Source organism: Curtobacterium sp. PhB130 (assembly GCF_003755165.1).
In the GTDB taxonomy this organism is placed as follows: Bacteria; Actinomycetota; Actinomycetes; order Actinomycetales; family Microbacteriaceae; genus Curtobacterium.
Window position 1 is genome coordinate 468,206 of sequence record NZ_RKII01000007.1, and the last position, 14,878, is coordinate 483,083.

14 protein-coding genes are annotated in these 14,878 nt (G+C 71.9%); 11 read left to right on the forward strand and 3 right to left on the reverse strand.

Features of this window, described 5'->3' with window-relative positions; all coding sequences use genetic code 11:
• Positions 1-99 precede the first annotated feature (99 nt).
• Positions 100-1,011 carry a phosphotransferase gene (locus EDF24_RS08010; protein WP_185021603.1) on the forward strand — a complete coding sequence of 304 codons (912 nt, stop codon included), beginning with the start codon at positions 100-102 and terminating at the stop codon, positions 1,009-1,011.
• A gap of 29 nt (positions 1,012-1,040) precedes the next feature.
• Here EDF24_RS08010 and EDF24_RS08015 read toward each other — a convergent pair whose 3' ends face one another.
• Both EDF24_RS08015 and EDF24_RS08020 read right to left on the reverse strand, forming a co-directional pair.
• Entirely contained in the window at positions 1,041-1,997 is a 957-nt protein-coding gene (locus EDF24_RS08015; RefSeq protein ID WP_221181360.1) for an NADP-dependent oxidoreductase, read from the reverse strand.
• 68 nt (positions 1,998-2,065) lie between these two features.
• Positions 2,066-2,704, reverse strand: a complete 639-nt coding sequence (locus EDF24_RS08020) for a hypothetical protein (protein WP_132047972.1) — start codon at positions 2,702-2,704, stop codon at positions 2,066-2,068.
• Between the two features lie 150 nt (positions 2,705-2,854).
• Between EDF24_RS08020 and EDF24_RS08025 the strand changes: the two genes are divergently transcribed.
• The 4 genes from EDF24_RS08025 (at position 2,855) to EDF24_RS08040 (ending at position 6,793) form a co-directional block, all read left to right on the forward strand.
• Positions 2,855-3,049 carry a hypothetical protein gene (locus EDF24_RS08025; RefSeq protein ID WP_123702115.1) on the forward strand — a complete coding sequence of 65 codons (195 nt, stop codon included), beginning with the start codon at positions 2,855-2,857 and terminating at the stop codon, positions 3,047-3,049.
• Between the two features lie 81 nt (positions 3,050-3,130).
• Positions 3,131-4,549 (forward strand): LLM class flavin-dependent oxidoreductase, encoded by a 1,419-nt coding sequence (locus EDF24_RS08030; protein WP_260233386.1) that lies wholly within the window; start codon positions 3,131-3,133, stop codon positions 4,547-4,549.
• A gap of 4 nt (positions 4,550-4,553) precedes the next feature.
• On the forward strand, positions 4,554-5,048 hold the full coding sequence (locus EDF24_RS08035; protein WP_123702117.1) for a GNAT family N-acetyltransferase: 495 nt from the start codon (positions 4,554-4,556) through the stop codon (positions 5,046-5,048).
• A gap of 392 nt (positions 5,049-5,440) precedes the next feature.
• Positions 5,441-6,793 (forward strand): fibronectin type III domain-containing protein, encoded by a 1,353-nt coding sequence (locus tag EDF24_RS08040; RefSeq protein WP_165931391.1) that lies wholly within the window; start codon positions 5,441-5,443, stop codon positions 6,791-6,793.
• Between the two features lie 66 nt (positions 6,794-6,859).
• On the opposite strand, the gene EDF24_RS08045 is transcribed toward EDF24_RS08040, so the two are convergent.
• Positions 6,860-7,438, reverse strand: coding sequence for a TetR/AcrR family transcriptional regulator (locus tag EDF24_RS08045; RefSeq protein WP_123702121.1), 579 nt, complete (start codon positions 7,436-7,438; stop codon positions 6,860-6,862).
• 83 nt (positions 7,439-7,521) lie between these two features.
• Between EDF24_RS08045 and EDF24_RS08050 the strand changes: the two genes are divergently transcribed.
• From EDF24_RS08050 to EDF24_RS08075, 6 genes are all read left to right on the forward strand, one after another.
• Positions 7,522-8,403 (forward strand): NAD-dependent epimerase/dehydratase family protein, encoded by an 882-nt coding sequence (locus EDF24_RS08050; RefSeq protein WP_123702123.1) that lies wholly within the window; start codon positions 7,522-7,524, stop codon positions 8,401-8,403.
• Positions 8,404-8,550: 147 nt separating this feature from the next.
• Positions 8,551-10,110 carry an NCS1 family nucleobase:cation symporter-1 gene (locus EDF24_RS08055; protein ID WP_123702125.1) on the forward strand — a complete coding sequence of 520 codons (1,560 nt, stop codon included), beginning with the start codon at positions 8,551-8,553 and terminating at the stop codon, positions 10,108-10,110.
• 143 nt (positions 10,111-10,253) lie between these two features.
• A complete protein-coding gene (locus EDF24_RS08060) occupies positions 10,254-11,000 on the forward strand; it encodes an aspartate/glutamate racemase family protein (protein WP_123702127.1) in 747 nt (248 codons plus the stop codon).
• The gene (allB, locus tag EDF24_RS08065) at positions 10,997-12,328 is read left to right on the forward strand and encodes an allantoinase AllB (RefSeq protein ID WP_123702129.1); all 1,332 of its coding nucleotides are present in this window, start codon (positions 10,997-10,999) and stop codon (positions 12,326-12,328) included. The genes EDF24_RS08060 and allB overlap by 4 nt, the downstream gene beginning before the upstream one ends.
• Positions 12,321-13,364 (forward strand): acetamidase/formamidase family protein, encoded by a 1,044-nt coding sequence (locus EDF24_RS08070; RefSeq protein WP_123702131.1) that lies wholly within the window; start codon positions 12,321-12,323, stop codon positions 13,362-13,364. Before allB ends, EDF24_RS08070 begins: the two co-directional genes overlap by 8 nt.
• A complete protein-coding gene (locus EDF24_RS08075; protein ID WP_260233387.1) occupies positions 13,361-14,872 on the forward strand; it encodes an AtzH-like domain-containing protein in 1,512 nt (503 codons plus the stop codon). Before EDF24_RS08070 ends, EDF24_RS08075 begins: the two co-directional genes overlap by 4 nt.
• Positions 14,873-14,878 lie beyond the last annotated feature (6 nt).

The following is a 14,878-nucleotide window of genomic DNA, read 5'->3' on the forward strand; positions in this document are numbered from 1 at the left end:
GTCGAAGTGGTACTCAGCGTTGCTGACTACCGGTAGATAGTAACACTGAGTACCGCTTGCGCAAGAGCCGGTGTCCGAGCCGGGGGCCATGATGGAGCCGTGCCGCACGAGGGGATCGACCAGGAATGGTTGCGGGTCGTCGTGCAGGGTGTCGGCGGAACCGTCGACCGCATCGTGCCGTTGCGCGGCGGCGCGGTGAACCACACGTACCTGGTTGAACGCGTCGACGCCGACCCCGTGGTCCTCCGGTTCCCGGTCGATCCGCTCCGCGAGGACGAGTACCCCGTCGAGTCGTGGGCCGCGGCAGAGGCGGTTCGCATCGGCATCCCGGTCGCGATGCCGCTCGCGCACGGTGTCGAACGCGGGGTGCCGTTCGCCATGTCCGAGTACGTGACGCCGGACGCGCGGGCGATCGACCACCCCTGGACGTGGCTCGGCACCTACGCCCGCGCGGTCGCCGGGATCTCGCTCCGCGATGCGCCGCCGTCCCTCTACTCGCGGTTCGGCGCCGACGTGCCGCGTGCCTGGTCGGCACACCTCGACTACAACATCCGCGCCCTCGGGGACGACGACCGGCTCCTCCGCGACGGCGCGTACACGGAGCCCGCGCGCCTGCGCGATCGCCTCGGCTCGTTGCAGGACGATGCGCACGACTTCGGACTCGCGCACGGCGACCTCGCGCCGCGCAACCTCCTCTCCCGAGGTCCCGACCTGCCACCCGTGCTCATCGACTGGGGCGCCGCCGAGACCGGACCGTCACCCTGGACCGACGCCAGACGGGTCTTCGAATGGGCGTTCGTCGACGGGTCGATCACCCTCCAGGACCATGCCGAGTTCGCTGCCGCTGCGGGGCTGGCGTCGGCCGCCGATCACCGGCGCCTCGCCACGATGACGGAACTGCACCTGCTGGACGTGACCCGTTGGGCGCTCGACAAGCGGCCGGACCTGTACGACGAGTACCGGGATCGCTGCCGAACGGGCCTCGAGCGGATCCGGCAAGTCGTCGGGTAGCCGACCGGAACGCGGCTCAGCCGGAGCGGTCAGGGCAGCACGTAGATCGTCTTGCCCGATGGCCGACCCGCAGCGGTCGCCGCGACGAACGCCTCGCCGCCGGCGCTGAGCGGCAACGTCGCTGCGACCGCGACGTGGAGTCGTCCGGTCGCGAGCAGGGTGTCGAGCTCACGGAGTCGGTCCTGGTTCGTGTCGACCACGAAGAACGTCGCGCGGATGCCGTACCGCTCGGCGACGTCCTGCGCCGGTGGCTGCTGCAGGACGACCAGGTCGCCTCCCGGACGGACGGCGGCGTACACCCACTCCGGCAGGTCGTCACCGACCGCATCGATCGCGACGTCGAAGTCCCCGATGTGTGCCGGAGCGGTGCCGCGTGGCACCACGACGACGTGGGCGGCGCCGAGCGCACGGGCTCGCGATGCAGCCGCCTCCGACGAGACCGTGGCCGTCACCTCCGCGCCGCTGCTCGCGCCGATCTGGACGAGGAACGACCCGACGGCTCCGGTCCCGCCGCGGACGAGCAGCCGGGTCCCCTGGCCGATCGCCGCCCGGTCGACCAGCGCCTCCCAGGCCGTCAGTGCGGGGAGCACGGCTGCTGCCGCGACGGTGGGAGCGACCGATGCGCTCCGGTGCGCCACCGAGGTCGCCGGGACCGCGACGAACTCTGCTGCCGCGCCGTCGCGGTCGAACGGCACGAGCCCGAACACCCGGTCGTCGACGTGGAAGTCCTCCACGGCGCCGCCGACGCGGGCGACCCGGCCGGCGAACTCGTGCGACGGGATGATCGGGGTGCGGTCGACGCCTCCCGATTCCCACGTCTCCGGCCAGGTCAGCTCGGCGACGGTGATCGCGGCGGCTTCGACCCGCACGAGGACCTCGCCCGCGGCGAGTTCCGGCACGGGAGCCTGTTCGACGACGAGTTGCTCGGGTCCGCCGCGGCGGTGCGCTCGCACCGCGGTCATCGTGGTGATCGGTTCCTCGGCCATGGGCTGGTCCTCTCCTCGGTGCGCGGCGACGGTGACGGCGACCGTGTCTGATCCGAGGATCCTCCCTGTTACTTCCGGACAGCCACCTTCAAGCCCTTGATGTTGTTCACCGTCGGCTTGGTGAACTTGATCTCCGAGTTGTGGCCGAAGACCGGCGTGCTCGAGGATGCTCCGCTGTTGTTGACCGTATAGGTGAGCTGCCCACCCCAGTTGTTCGACTTCATCGTGCTTCGCCACTCCCATCCGCCGTTGTGGTTCCCGACACCGGAAAAGCCGAAGTTCGCGTACGGGACCTTCGCTGCCTGCCAGCACAGCGCACCCGACGCGCATCCGTTGGTGACTGCCGTCGGCGCTGCGGCATCCGTCTGCTCGACCACAGACACGACAGTGTTCGTCGATGGGTCGATCGTGATGACCTTCGGCGTTTCGCTCTGCTCGAGCGCACTGAGCTGAGCCTCAGTGGTGATCTCGGTCCTGGACGAAACGATCGTGTCTCCGACAGTGGTGACGTGGTTGGCGTCACTCGCCAAGGTGGCCGTCGTGGCGACCGCAGGTGCCCCCAAACCGAGAGCCGCAGTCATGATCCCCGTTGCGAACGTGGCGGCGGCCACTCGCCGTGGTGCGTCGAACATTGCATCTCCTTCGTCGGAACCGTCGTGCTGGCCGCGCTGTGCGGCCCAGCCCATGACAAGGATGTCGGCATGCATACGCTGATACAAGAGATATTGAACTTCTGACATTCGTCATCGACGGTGACGGCGGCCGTGTCTGGTCCGAGGATCCTCCCGTCTCGACCTCGTTGCTGATCCGCCGCCCGCACGTAGTCTGTGCACCATCAACTGCTGCTCGGAGGCGAAGTGTCCGGACCTGATCGCGATCGCCCGTTCGGTGACGACGGGTTCACGAACCCGAAGCGGCACGGGTGGGCGACCACTGTGCTCATCGCTGTTGTCCGGGCGATCACCGGCGTCGGCGCAGGGACCGACGGTCGCCAGTGGCCGCGACAGCTCCCGCTCGACCAGCCCGACGAGAACCGGGACTACCGGCGGTAGCAGTGCGGCCGTCCGGATCCGTCTCGTCACGGTTCGTCACCTTGCGTGACCCGCGGAGCAACCATCCGTAGCGTCGCGACCGTGACGGACTCGACGAACCCGACCCCGACGACCCCGCGGCAGATCCGCTTCAACGCGTTCGACATGAACTGCGTGGCGCACCAGTCCTCGGGCCTGTGGCGGCACCCGAGGGACCGCTCCCGCAACTACCGCGACCTGACGTACTGGACCGACCTCGCGAAGACGCTCGAGGGCGGGGCGTTCGACGGCATCTTCATCGCGGACGTCCTCGGCACGTACGACGTGTACGGGGACTCGAACGAAGCCGCCCTGCGCACGGGGTCGCAGGTCCCGGTGAACGACCCGATCCTGCTCGTGTCGGCAATGGCGTCGGTGACGGAGCACCTCGGGTTCGGGATCACGGCGGGCACGGCCTACGAGCACCCGTACCCGTTCGCGCGGCGGGTGTCCACGCTCGACCACCTCACGAAGGGCCGCGTCGGATGGAACGTGGTGACGGGGTACCTGCCGAGCGCGGCACGGAACATGGGGCAGACGGACCAGCTGAGCCACGACGACCGGTACGACGTCGCCGACGAGTACCTCGAGGTCCTCTACAAGCTGTGGGAGGGCTCGTGGGAGGACGACGCCGTCGTGCTCGACAAGGAGAACGGCGTCTTCACTGACCCGGCGAAGGTGCACCCGATCGAGCACCACGGCAAGCACTTCGACGTGCCGGGGATCCACCTCTCCGAGCCGTCGGTGCAGCGCACGCCGGTGATCTACCAGGCGGGGGCGTCGCCGCGGGGGATCGCCTTCGCCGCGGAGAACGCGGAGGCGATCTTCGTCGGTGCGCCGACGCTGCCGCAGCTCGCTTCGACGGTGACGAAGATCCGCGATGCACTCGAGGCGGCCGGGCGGGACCGGTACGCGGCGAAGATCTACACGCTGCTCACGATCATCACGGATGCGACGGACGAGCTGGCGCAGGCGAAGTACGAGGACTACCTCTCCTATGCGTCGGAGCTCGGCGCGCTCGTGCTCAACTCCGGGTGGATGGGCGTCGACCTGTCGCAGTGGGACCTCGACGAGCCGCTCGGGGACGTCGAGTCGAACGCGATCCAGTCGGCGGCGGCGAACATCTCGGCAGCGACGGGGGAGGACGGGAGCGCCTGGACGATCCGGGACCTCGCGCGGCACACGGCGATCGGCGGGCTCGGGCCGGTCGCGGTGGGTGGGGGAGCGACGATCGCCTCACAGCTGCAGGAGATCCAGGAGCAGACGGACGTGGACGGGTTCAACCTGGCGTACGCCGTGACGCCGGGCACGTGGGAGGACGTCATCGAGTTCGTGGTCCCGGAGCTCCGCGCTCGGGGCGTGTACCCGGAGGCGTACGAGGCGGGGTCGCTCCGGCACAAGCTGCACGGACGCGGGGACCGGCTGCCCGCGGAGCACCGCGGAGCCGGGTACCGGATCGGCAGCGACGCGGTCGTAGGCTGATCGGGTGATCGAGTCGTCCGTGGTCGTGCGTGCCGCCGCCCCGGACGAGGTCCCCGCTTGCATCGACCTGTGGGCTGCCGCGGTCGCTGCGCGTGACGGGATCCCGGAGCACCCGGCGACGCGGGCCCGGGCGCAGGAGAAGTTCGCCGCGCCCCGGGTGGCGTGCCTGGTGGCCGCGGGGCCGGACGGTGTCGTGGACGGGTTCGCGCTCGTCACGGCGCCGGGGACCGGGCGGCCGACGGACCCCGTCGATGCTGCGTACCTGTCGCTGCTCGCCGTGCGTCCGGGGCTCGAGGCGCGCGGGCTCGGTCGTGCCCTGCTCACGGGTGCACAGGACGCAGCACGAGCGGAGGGGCACCCCGCCGTCGCACTGCACGTCCTGGCGGACAACCACCGCGCGGTGCGGCTGTACGAGGCCGGCGGGTTCGTCCCCACCGGCGAGGAGTTTCCCCACGTGATCACGGGCGTGGCGACGCGGACGTACGTCGCGCGGCCCTGACCCGGACCGCCTGCCGGGCCGCCTGCCGGACCGGCGGGCGCGTTGCGGGCGTGCGCCGAGCCTCCAGGCCGGGTGCAGCGGGTGCCGATGCGCCTCGGCGACCACGCGCGATCCTTCCCACACTGCCCGCGATGGAAAGTGGAATCGCGCGTAGGGGGTCGGAACTTTCGACCTCCTACGCGCGAAACGACTCCCTACGCGCGAAACGACCGAGCGCGGGACGACCCCCTACGCGCGAAACGACCGAGCGCGGGACGACCCCACCCCGCCCCCGGATCGTGCGGTTGCGCGATGCCGCACGTTCCGGACAACGCGTTCCGGCGGGACACCACCCGGTGTCAGCATGTGCGCAGCCCCGGCACAGGGAGCCGAGGCACGAGAAGGGGTCCGACATGTACAGAGCCGCACTGACCGCTGTCGCAGCGGTCGCGCTCATCGTGGGAGGAGCACTGCCCGCGCAGGCCGCACCAGCGGCCGCGACGCCCGGCGCTCCGACCGCCGTCAAGGTCACGGGCGTCGGCGGCGATGCCGACGTCAGCTGGAGCGCACCGCGCACCGGCCCGAAGATCACCGGCTGGCGCGTGACGATCTCGCCGGCCGAGAACCAGCCTACCCACGGTGTCGACAAGCTCAAGGCGTCGGCGCGGACGGACCACTTCGGCGCCCTCACGGCTCGGACGACGTATTCGTTCGCGGTGCGCGCGGTCGGTGCGAAGGGCCTCGGCCCGGCGGTCACGGTGAAGCACACCGCGACCGGCGCCACGACCGACCCGACCGTGCAGTCCCTCTTCGCACTGAACGCGGCCGGTGCCGTGGTGCGCTTCCCGGTGAGCGGCACGGGCGCTCCGACGACGATCGCGGCGAAGGGCGCCGGCTTCACCGCTGACGACCGGGGTGACGTGTTCGTGCCGTCTGCGGACCTCACGTCCATCGTGATGTACCCGGCGGGCGGCGGCGCGGCGAAGACCGTCGCGACGGGCCTGCACCTGACCGCTGACCTCCGCTCGGACGTCCCCGGGAACCTCTACTGGGTCGACTCGGTGTCCGGCTCGATCGTGAAGCTGCCCGTCACTGGTGGTGCTCCGAAGACGCTGCTCGGGTTCGGCGCCCCGAGTGCCTCGATCCAGCGCGCCTGGGGCGTCGGACGGGACGGAACCGTCGCGACCCAGGCCGGCAACGGCGACTCGCTCGTCGTGAACACGGCGTCCCCGTCCGGGACGACGACCTCCCGCACACTCACCTACGCGGGCGGCAACGACACGCTCGGCTACGCGACGGCGGTCGTCGTCGACGGCCACGGGAACCTGTACCTCAACGAGCGCTCGCCCGGCGGTGCCGGCTACTGGGGCTGGTACCTCCTGAAGCCCGGTGCGACGGTGCAGCAGCACATCGGCACGCACATCGCCTTCGAGTACGCCGCGACGAACTCCGGGACGTTCTCGCTCCTGCAGTCCGCCGAGTGGTGCACGAGCCCGGCGGAGTACGGCACCCCCGGCGGCTGCGCGATCGACCGGAGCATCCCGAACATGCTCGTCCTCGGCTCGACCGGGTCCTCGAAGACCGTGCCGGTCTCCGGGATCACGGCGGGTTCCCGTGGTGCGAACATCGGTGCGGCGACCGAGTCCGGTGACGTGTACATCGACATCGACCAGGCCCCGACTGCCGGGCTCTGGCGGGTGCCCGCGGCCGGTGGCCCTGCGCAGCAGGTGTCGGCAGCGCAGTTCACGCGCCTGCTGGTGATGTGATCGTCACCACGTGACGGACGGGAGGCCCGGTGCCAGCTGGCACCGGGCCTCCCGTCCGTCACGGGGTCAGCCCAGGGCCGCGGTGGCGGCGCGCAGCTCGGCGAGCGCCGCGAGCGTGTGCCGTGCGAGCCCGTCGTCGTCGTTCCGCGCGGTGCCCGACCACCGGTCGAAGCCCTGCTTGAAGGCCAGGACGCCGATCTCGCTGGCGAGTCGTGCGGGGGCCTCGGCGACACCGCGGGCGACGAGTGCCGTCGTCATGGCGGCGGCCATCCCGACGCTCTTCAGGGCGTCACGTTCCTGCAGCTCGGCGCTGGCGGCCACGGCGGCCTTCAGTCGTGGTCCGAGTTCCCGGTTCATCGGGCCCATCTCGCCGGAGGCGCGGTCGAGCCCGGCGGCGACGGCGTCGAGCGGGCTGCTGCCAGCGGGTGCGTCGGCGATGCCCTCGGCGAGGAGGCGGCTGAGGGTCTCCTGGCCGGCGACGAGGAGTTCGCGCTTGTCGGGGAAGTGCCGGAAGAAGGTGCTCTTGGTGACCCCGGCGCGTTCGGCGATCTGGGTGACCGTCGTCTCGTCGTAGCCCTGTTCGGAGAACAGGTCGACGGCGGCCAGGACGAGCCGCTCACGTGCACCGGGTTCCCATCGTGCCATGGGCCCATCCTAAGCGATGGGACAAGAGTGCCATCACGGGCGTATGGTGATGGCACAACAGTCCCATCACTTGAGGAGTCCCCATGCACGTCTTCGTCACCGGCGGCACCGGCACCATCGGCACGGCGGTCGTCGCCGAGCTCATCACGGCGGGCCACAGCGTCTCGGCGCTCGCCCGCTCCGACCGCGCGGCAGCGGCGCTCGCCGCGGCGGGCGCGACGCCCGTCCCCGGCGCGATCACGGACCTCGACGTGCTGCGGGCCGGCGCCCGCGACGCCGACGGTGTCGTCAGCCTGGCGTTCTCGAACGACTTCAGCTCCCCGGAGGCCCTGACCCGCGCGATCGAGGAGGAGTCCGCGGCGATGGCCGCACTCGGCGGGGAGCTCGTCGGCACCGACCGTCCGTTCGTCGTCGTGTCCGGCACGCCCTGGATCACCGGACGTCGGTCGGTCGAGACGGATCCACTGCCGCTGGAGGGCCCGGTGGCCGGGCGTGCCCGTTCCGTCGGCGCCGCGCTCGCACTGGCCGCTCGCGGCGTCCGGACGTCGGCGATCCGGCTGCCGCGCACCGTGCACGCCGACGGTGCCGGTGGCTTCGCGGGGATCCTCACCGAGACCGCCAGGCAGAGCGGGGTCGCGGGGTACCCGGGCGACGGCGAGCAGCGGTGGCCGGCGGTGCACGCCCGCGACGCCGCGGTCCTGTTCCGGCTCGCGCTCGAGGGCGCGCCGGCGGGGACGGCCTGGCACGCCGTGGCGGACGAGGGGGACCGCGTCCGGGACATCGCCGCGGTGATCGGACGGCGCCTCGGCCTGCCGGTCGAGCGCGTCGCGGACGAGACGTTCGGCGCGTTCGCCCCGATCTTCGCCACCGACCAGCCGTCGTCGAGCGAGATCACGCGCCGGACGCTCGGATGGGAGCCGGTGCACCCGAGCCTGCTGGCAGACCTGGAGCACGTGCAGCCCTGACTCGCTGGCCCACCCTGGAACGAGCGTTTCAGGGTGGGTGGCCTGACACACGGTCGTTACAAGGGGGAAACGGCCGGGGCGAACGGGGTCCGTAGCTTTCTCGACAAGCAAGCACCGCCCCGCTTCCCACTCCCATCGGAGGACGCCATGGCTACAGAGATCGCGACACCCGTCGCAGCGCCCCACGCCCCCGTCACGCCGGACGCCCCCGCGGGCGCCGGCGTCATCAAGCCCGGGTACGACCCGGCCCTCACCAACGAGGACCTCGCCCCGCTCCGCAAGCAGTCCTGGACGAGCTACAACATCTTCGCGTTCTGGATGTCCGACGTGCACTCGGTCGGTGGGTACGTGACCGCCGGGTCGCTCTTCGCCCTCGGCATCGCGAGCTGGCAGGTGCTCATCGCGCTGGTCGTCGGCATCCTCATCGTGCAGGTGTTCGCGAACCTCGTCGCGAAGCCGTCGCAGCGCACCGGGGTCCCGTACCCGGTGATCAACCGGGCGGTGTTCGGCGTCCTCGGCGCGAACGTCCCCGCGATCATCCGCGGCCTCATCGCGATGGCCTGGTACGGCGTGCAGACGTTCCTCGCCGCGCAGTCGCTCAACATCATCTTCCTCAAGTTCATCCCCGCCTCGGCCGGCCTGCTGGACCACTCGTTCCTCGGGCTGTCCGCACTCGGGTGGATCTCCTACGCGATCCTGTGGGTGGCGCAGGCCGCCCTCTTCTCGATGGGGATGGAGGCGATCAAGAAGTTCATCGACTGGGCCGGTCCCGCCGTCTACGTCGTGATGATCGCGCTGGCGATCTACCTGGTGAGCAAGGCCGGCATCGGGAACATCTCGTTCAACCTCTCCGCCGGCAAGCCCCTGTCGTTCGGCGCGAGCATCCCGGTGATGCTGTCCGCGGTCGCCATCGTGGTCAGCTACTTCTCCGGCCCGATGCTGAACTTCGGTGACTTCTCGCGCTACGGCAAGTCGTTCCAGGCGGTCAAGCGCGGCAACATGTGGGGTCTGCCGGTCAACTTCCTGTTCTTCTCGATCCTCACCGTCCTCTGCGCGAGCGCCACGGTGCCGGTCTTCGGCAAGCTCATCACCGACCCGATCCAGACGATGCAGGCGATCGACGCACCGTTCGCGATCCTGCTCGGCGGCCTGACCTTCGTCACGGCGACCGTCGGCATCAACATCGTCGCGAACTTCATCAGCCCAGCGTTCGACTTCTCCAACGTCGCCCCGCGGAAGATCAGCTGGCGGATGGGCGGCATGATCGCCGCCGTCGGTTCCGTGCTCCTCACCCCCTGGAACTGGTACGGCAACGACCAGGCGATCCTCTACACGCTCGGCATCCTCGGTGCGCTGATCGGACCGCTGTTCGGGATCCTCATCGCCGGCTACTACCTGGTCGCGAAGCAGCGCGTCGCGGTCGACGACATGTACACGAAGAACACCGGCGCCCGGTACTGGTACCGCCGTGGGTTCAACCCGAACGCGGTGTGGACGCTGGTCGGGACCGGGCTGGTCTCCGTGGCGAGTGCGGTGCTGCCGCCGGCCCTCGGCATCCTGCCCGGCCTCAGCAACTACAGCTGGTTCATCGGCTGCGGCCTCGGACTCCTGGTGTTCTGGGGCCTCGAGCGGGTCCGCCCGAGCATGCCGGTCCTCGACGCCGACGACCCGACCGTCGACGACGGCGCCGCCATCGGTCGCGCCTGAGTGCCGACGCCGCGACCCGTCCTCCACAGACGGGTCGCGGCGTCCGTCCGTCCACAGTCCGGGCACTCCGCCCTGGAGGCTCGGCTCGGCCCCGCAACGATGGTCACGACCACCTGTTCCACCGCTCCACCGGAAGGACCCCGATGCGCATCCGCGTCGTCAACCCCAACACCACCGCCTCGATGACCCGGTCGATCGGCGCCGCCGCATCGGCGGTCGCCGGCGTCGGCACCGTAGTCGAAGCGGTGAACCCGACGATGGGGCCCGCCTCGATCGAGAGCCACTACGAAGAAGCCCTGGCGGTCCCGGGGCTCCTCGAGCAGATCGCCCTGGGGGAGCAGGACGGCGTGGACGCCTACGTCGTCGCGTGCTTCGGCGATCCGGGGCTCGACGCCGCTCGGGAACTCGCGCGCGGCCCGGTCATCGGGATCGCGGAAGCCGGGTTCCACGCTGCGGCGATGCTCGGTCGCCGGTTCGGGGTCGTCACCACGCTCGCCCGCACGACGGGCCGGGCGCACGAGCTCGCGGAGCGCTACGGCTTCGCCCCGCTCGTCACCGAGATCCGTGCGTGCGAGGTCCCGGTGCTCGAACTCGACGACCCCGCGTCCGGCGCGCGCGACCTCGTCACCGCGGAGTGCCGTGCCGTCGTCGCCGGTGGCGCCGACGCCGTGGTGCTCGGGTGCGCGGGGATGGCGGACTTCTGTGCCGAGGTCTCGCGGGCGATCGGTGCGCCGGTCGTCGACGGGGTCGCCGCCGCGACGGTGCTCGCGGAGTCCCTGGTGCGGCTGGGACTCACGACGGGCAAGCGCGGCGAGTACGCGGCCCCGCCGTCCAAGGCGATGTCCGGGTTGCTGGCCCCGTTCGAGCGCGCCGCGCGGGTGGACGCATGACCGTCTTCCGCGCCGGGCGCGCGTGGATCGACGGGGCGTTCCGGCCGGCCACCGTCGTGGTGCGGGACGGGCGGGTCGCTGAGATCTTGCCGCTCGACGCGACCGTCCCCGACCCGGACGTGCAGGTCGTCCCGGACGGCCACGTGCTGCTCCCCGGGCTCGTCGACACGCACGTGCACGTCAACGAGCCGGGTCGCACCGAGTGGGAGGGCTTCGCCTCCGCCACCCGGGCCGCGGCGCTCGGCGGCGTGACCACGATCATCGACATGCCGCTCAACTCGATCCCCGCGACGACGACGCCCGGGGCGCTGGCCGTCAAGCAGGCGAGCGCGGAGGGACGGGTCGCCGTCGACGTCGGCTTCTGGGGCGGTGCGGTCCCCGAGGTCCTCGGGTCGCTCGACGCCCTGCACGACCGCGGCGTCTTCGGGTTCAAGTGCTTCACCGCACCGTCCGGCGTCGACGAGTTCCCGCACCTCGACGCCGCGCAGCTGCAGGGCACGATCGAAGAGGTCGCCGCGATCGATGCACTCCTCATCGTGCACGCGGAAGACCCGGAGCACCTGGTCGACCACGACGAGCTCGGCGCTCACTACGCGGACTTCCTGGCGACCCGGCCGGCCCGCGCCGAGCGGTCGGCGATCGCGCAGGTCATCGACGGAGCGCGGGCGACCGGCGCGCGCGTGCACGTCCTGCACCTCTCCGACGCGGGCGCCCTGGGGATGATCCGCGCCGCGAAGGACGACGGCGTGCGGATCACGGTCGAGACCTGCCCGCACTACCTCGCGTTCGACGCCGCCACGATCCCGGACGGCGCCACCGAGTTCAAGTGCTGCCCGCCCATCCGTGACGACGCCAACCGCGACGCGCTCTGGCAGGGCCTGCTCGACGGCACGATCGACATGGTCGTCTCGGACCACTCCCCGTCCACCGCCGACCTCAAGGTCGACGACTGGGGGCTCGCATGGGGCGGGATCGCCGGCCTCCAGGTCGGCTTCCGCGCCGTCTGGACCGAAGCGTCACGACGCAGCATCCCGCTCGAGCGCGTCCTGCCCTGGTTCACGACCGGCCCGGCGTCGCTCGCCGGCTTCACCGACCGCGGCCGGATCGCCCCCGGAGCCCTCGCCCACCTCGCCGTGTTCGACCCCGCCGCCACCGCGGTCATCGAGGCGGCCGGGCTCGCGCACCGGAACGCGGTCTCCGCGTTCGCCGGGCTGGATGCACTGGGGCGCGTCACCGAGACCTGGTTGCGCGGGGAGCGGATCACGACCACCACCGACGGCGTCACGTCCGTCTCGGTGATCGCCGGAGCGCTGGTGCCACGTGGGTGAGTTCCTGGGGTCCACGCCCGACGACGTGCTGTGGGGACGGCTGCCGTCCCGGACGGACGCGCCGGTGCTGTCCGTCGCGCCGGGGACCGTCGTGACGATCGACACCGTCTCGCACGAGGGCATCCTCGCCGACCAGGGATCGGACCCGGTCGGGTACTTCGGCCGGCACGGTGTCGCCGCCTCGGAGGTGCTCACCGACGCCGTCGACATCGCGCGGACGCTCACCCGTGACCCCGCCGACGGCCCACACGTGGTGTCCCGGCCGATCGCGGTCACGGGTGCGGAGCCCGGGGACGTGGTCTCGGTCACGATCCTCCGGGCCGAGCCGCGGGTGCCGTACGGGGTCATCTCGAACCGGCACGGTCGTGGCGCCCTGCCCGGCGAGCTGCCCCGTGCCGAGGAACCGGTGTCGGTGTTCGCCGACGTCGTCTCGCGTGACGGGGTCGACCACGGCCGGCTCCCCGTCGTCGAGGGCGGACCCCGGACGATCACGTTCCCGCTCGCCCCCTTCCCAGGGATCGTCGGGGTCACACCCGACTCCGACGTGCGGGCGCACTCGGTGCCGCCGGGGCCGCACGGCGGGAACGTCGACATCGCCCTGCTCACCGCCGGCGCCACGCTGCACCTGCCCGTGTTCGTCCCGGGCGCCGGCGTGTACGTCGGCGACCCGCACTTCGCGCAGGGCGACGGAGAGGTGGCACTCACGGCCATGGAAGCCTCGCTCCGCCTGACCCTGCGCCTGGACCTCGTTCCCAGAACCGAAGCGCTCCGACGATTCGGCGCGCTCGTCGGCCCGATCGCGGAGACGACCGAGTACCTCGTCCCGACCGGCATGCACGAGGACCTCGACGAAGCAGTCCGCCGCTGCGTGCGTGCCGCGATCGCACTGCTCCGGGCGCGGTGGGGTGTCGACGAGCACATCGCGTACGCGTACCTCAGCGCGGCGACCGACTTCCGGATCTCGCAGGTCGTCGACCTGGTGTGCGGTGCCCACGCCACCGTGCGCAAGCGCGACTTCGCGGCGGTCGGCGCATGATGCTGACCGGCGTGTGGCCGGACGGCCTCGAGCCGGCGTTCACCGCCTACGAGGACGCCCTGATGGCGGACGACACCGCAGCGCTCGACGCGCTGTTCGCGCCCGGCCCGGAGACGCTCCGCGGCGACGACACCGGACTCCTCCGCGGGCACGACCGGATCAGCGCGTTCCGGGGTGGTCGGGGCGGCGTCGCGCGGCGGGTGATCACGGCCGTGGACGTCCACCAGCTCGCCCCGGACGCCGCGCTCGTCGTGGGGGAGTCCGAGTTCGTCGGCGGCGGTCGTGGCCTGCAGACCCAGCTCTGGTGCCGGACCGAGGGGCGCTGGCGGATCCGCACGGCCCACGTCACCGGTCGGCCGACGGCGTTCGACCGGTCGATCTGGCGGGTCGTCGGGGACCCCCTCGTGCACGGAGCCGCCGACGGTCCCCTCGCCGGGGTCCGGGTGGCCGTCAAGGACCTGTTCGCCGTCGCCGGGCACGTCGTCGGCGCGGGCAACCCGACCTGGGAGCGCTCGGCACCGGTGTCGACCCGGTCGGCATCGGCGGTGCAGGTGCTCCTCGACGCCGGCGCGGTCGTCACCGGGATCGCCCGCACCGACGAGTTCGCGTACGCGCTCGCCGGCCGGAACGCCCACTTCGGGTCGCCGCCGAACGGGGCCGACCCGATGCGGATCGGGGGCGGATCGACCTCGGGTTCGGCGTCTGCCGTCGCGCTGGGGGAGGCGGACCTCGGTCTCGGCACGGACACCGCCGGGAGCCTCCGCGTGCCGGCGTCGTACCAAGGGCTGTGGGGGCTCCGGACGACGCACGACGCCGTCCCGCGCGACGGGGTGCTGCCGCTCGCGCAGTCGTTCGACACGGTCGGGTGGATCGCCCGCTCGTCATCGGTGCTCGCCGCTGCCGCCGCGATCTCGCTGCCGGGGCGCTGCACCGCGGTCGACGACGAGGAACTCCTGGTCAGCGACGCCCTGCTCGCCGCCGTCGAACCCGACACCCGCGCGGCGTTCGACGCCTGGCTGCAGCGCCACGGACGGGCCGTGCGGCGCATCGAGCTGCCGGCGCTCGACGACCTCGCGGAGACGCTCCGGGTCGTGCAGGCAGCAGAAGCCTGGCGGAACGACGGACCCTGGATCGCCGAGCATCCCGGGGCCCTCGGCGACGACGTGGCAGCGCGCTTCGCCACGGCCGCCACGATCACGGCGGCGGCCGAGGGTGCGGCGCGCGTGCGGCTCGAGGAGCTGCGCACCCTGGTGCGGGACGCGATCGGCGGTGGCGTGTTGTGCCTCCCGTCCGTTCCGGGACCGGCCCCGCTGCGGACCGCATCCGGGGACGCCGTCCTGCGCACGCGCGCCGCCACCCTGCGGATGACGGCCATGGCCGGCGTCGGCGGCCTGCCCGCCGTGAGTGCGCCGCTCCTCACCGTCGACGGCGCTCCCGTCGGGGTCTGCCTCGTCGGCCCGGCCGGCTCGGACCGGGCGATCGTCGAGCTCGCCGAAACACTGCTGTAACGATCG

What these genes read in the sequence shown, in the direction of transcription:
- EDF24_RS08015 (WP_221181360.1), bottom strand. Translation starts at nt 1,997, where the DNA reads ATGGCCGAGGAACCGATCACCACGATGACCGCGGTGCGAGCGCACCGC.
- EDF24_RS08020 (WP_132047972.1), bottom strand. Translation starts at nt 2,704, where the DNA reads ATGCATGCCGACATCCTTGTCATGGGCTGGGCCGCACAGCGCGGCCAG.
- EDF24_RS08040 (WP_165931391.1), top strand. Translation starts at nt 5,441, where the DNA reads ATGTACAGAGCCGCACTGACCGCTGTCGCAGCGGTCGCGCTCATCGTG.
- EDF24_RS08045 (WP_123702121.1), bottom strand. Translation starts at nt 7,438, where the DNA reads ATGGCACGATGGGAACCCGGTGCACGTGAGCGGCTCGTCCTGGCCGCC.
- EDF24_RS08050 (WP_123702123.1), top strand. Translation starts at nt 7,522, where the DNA reads ATGCACGTCTTCGTCACCGGCGGCACCGGCACCATCGGCACGGCGGTC.
- EDF24_RS08055 (WP_123702125.1), top strand. Translation starts at nt 8,551, where the DNA reads ATGGCTACAGAGATCGCGACACCCGTCGCAGCGCCCCACGCCCCCGTC.
- EDF24_RS08060 (WP_123702127.1), top strand. Translation starts at nt 10,254, where the DNA reads ATGCGCATCCGCGTCGTCAACCCCAACACCACCGCCTCGATGACCCGG.
- allB (WP_123702129.1), top strand. Translation starts at nt 10,997, where the DNA reads ATGACCGTCTTCCGCGCCGGGCGCGCGTGGATCGACGGGGCGTTCCGG.
- EDF24_RS08075 (WP_260233387.1), top strand. Translation starts at nt 13,361, where the DNA reads ATGATGCTGACCGGCGTGTGGCCGGACGGCCTCGAGCCGGCGTTCACC.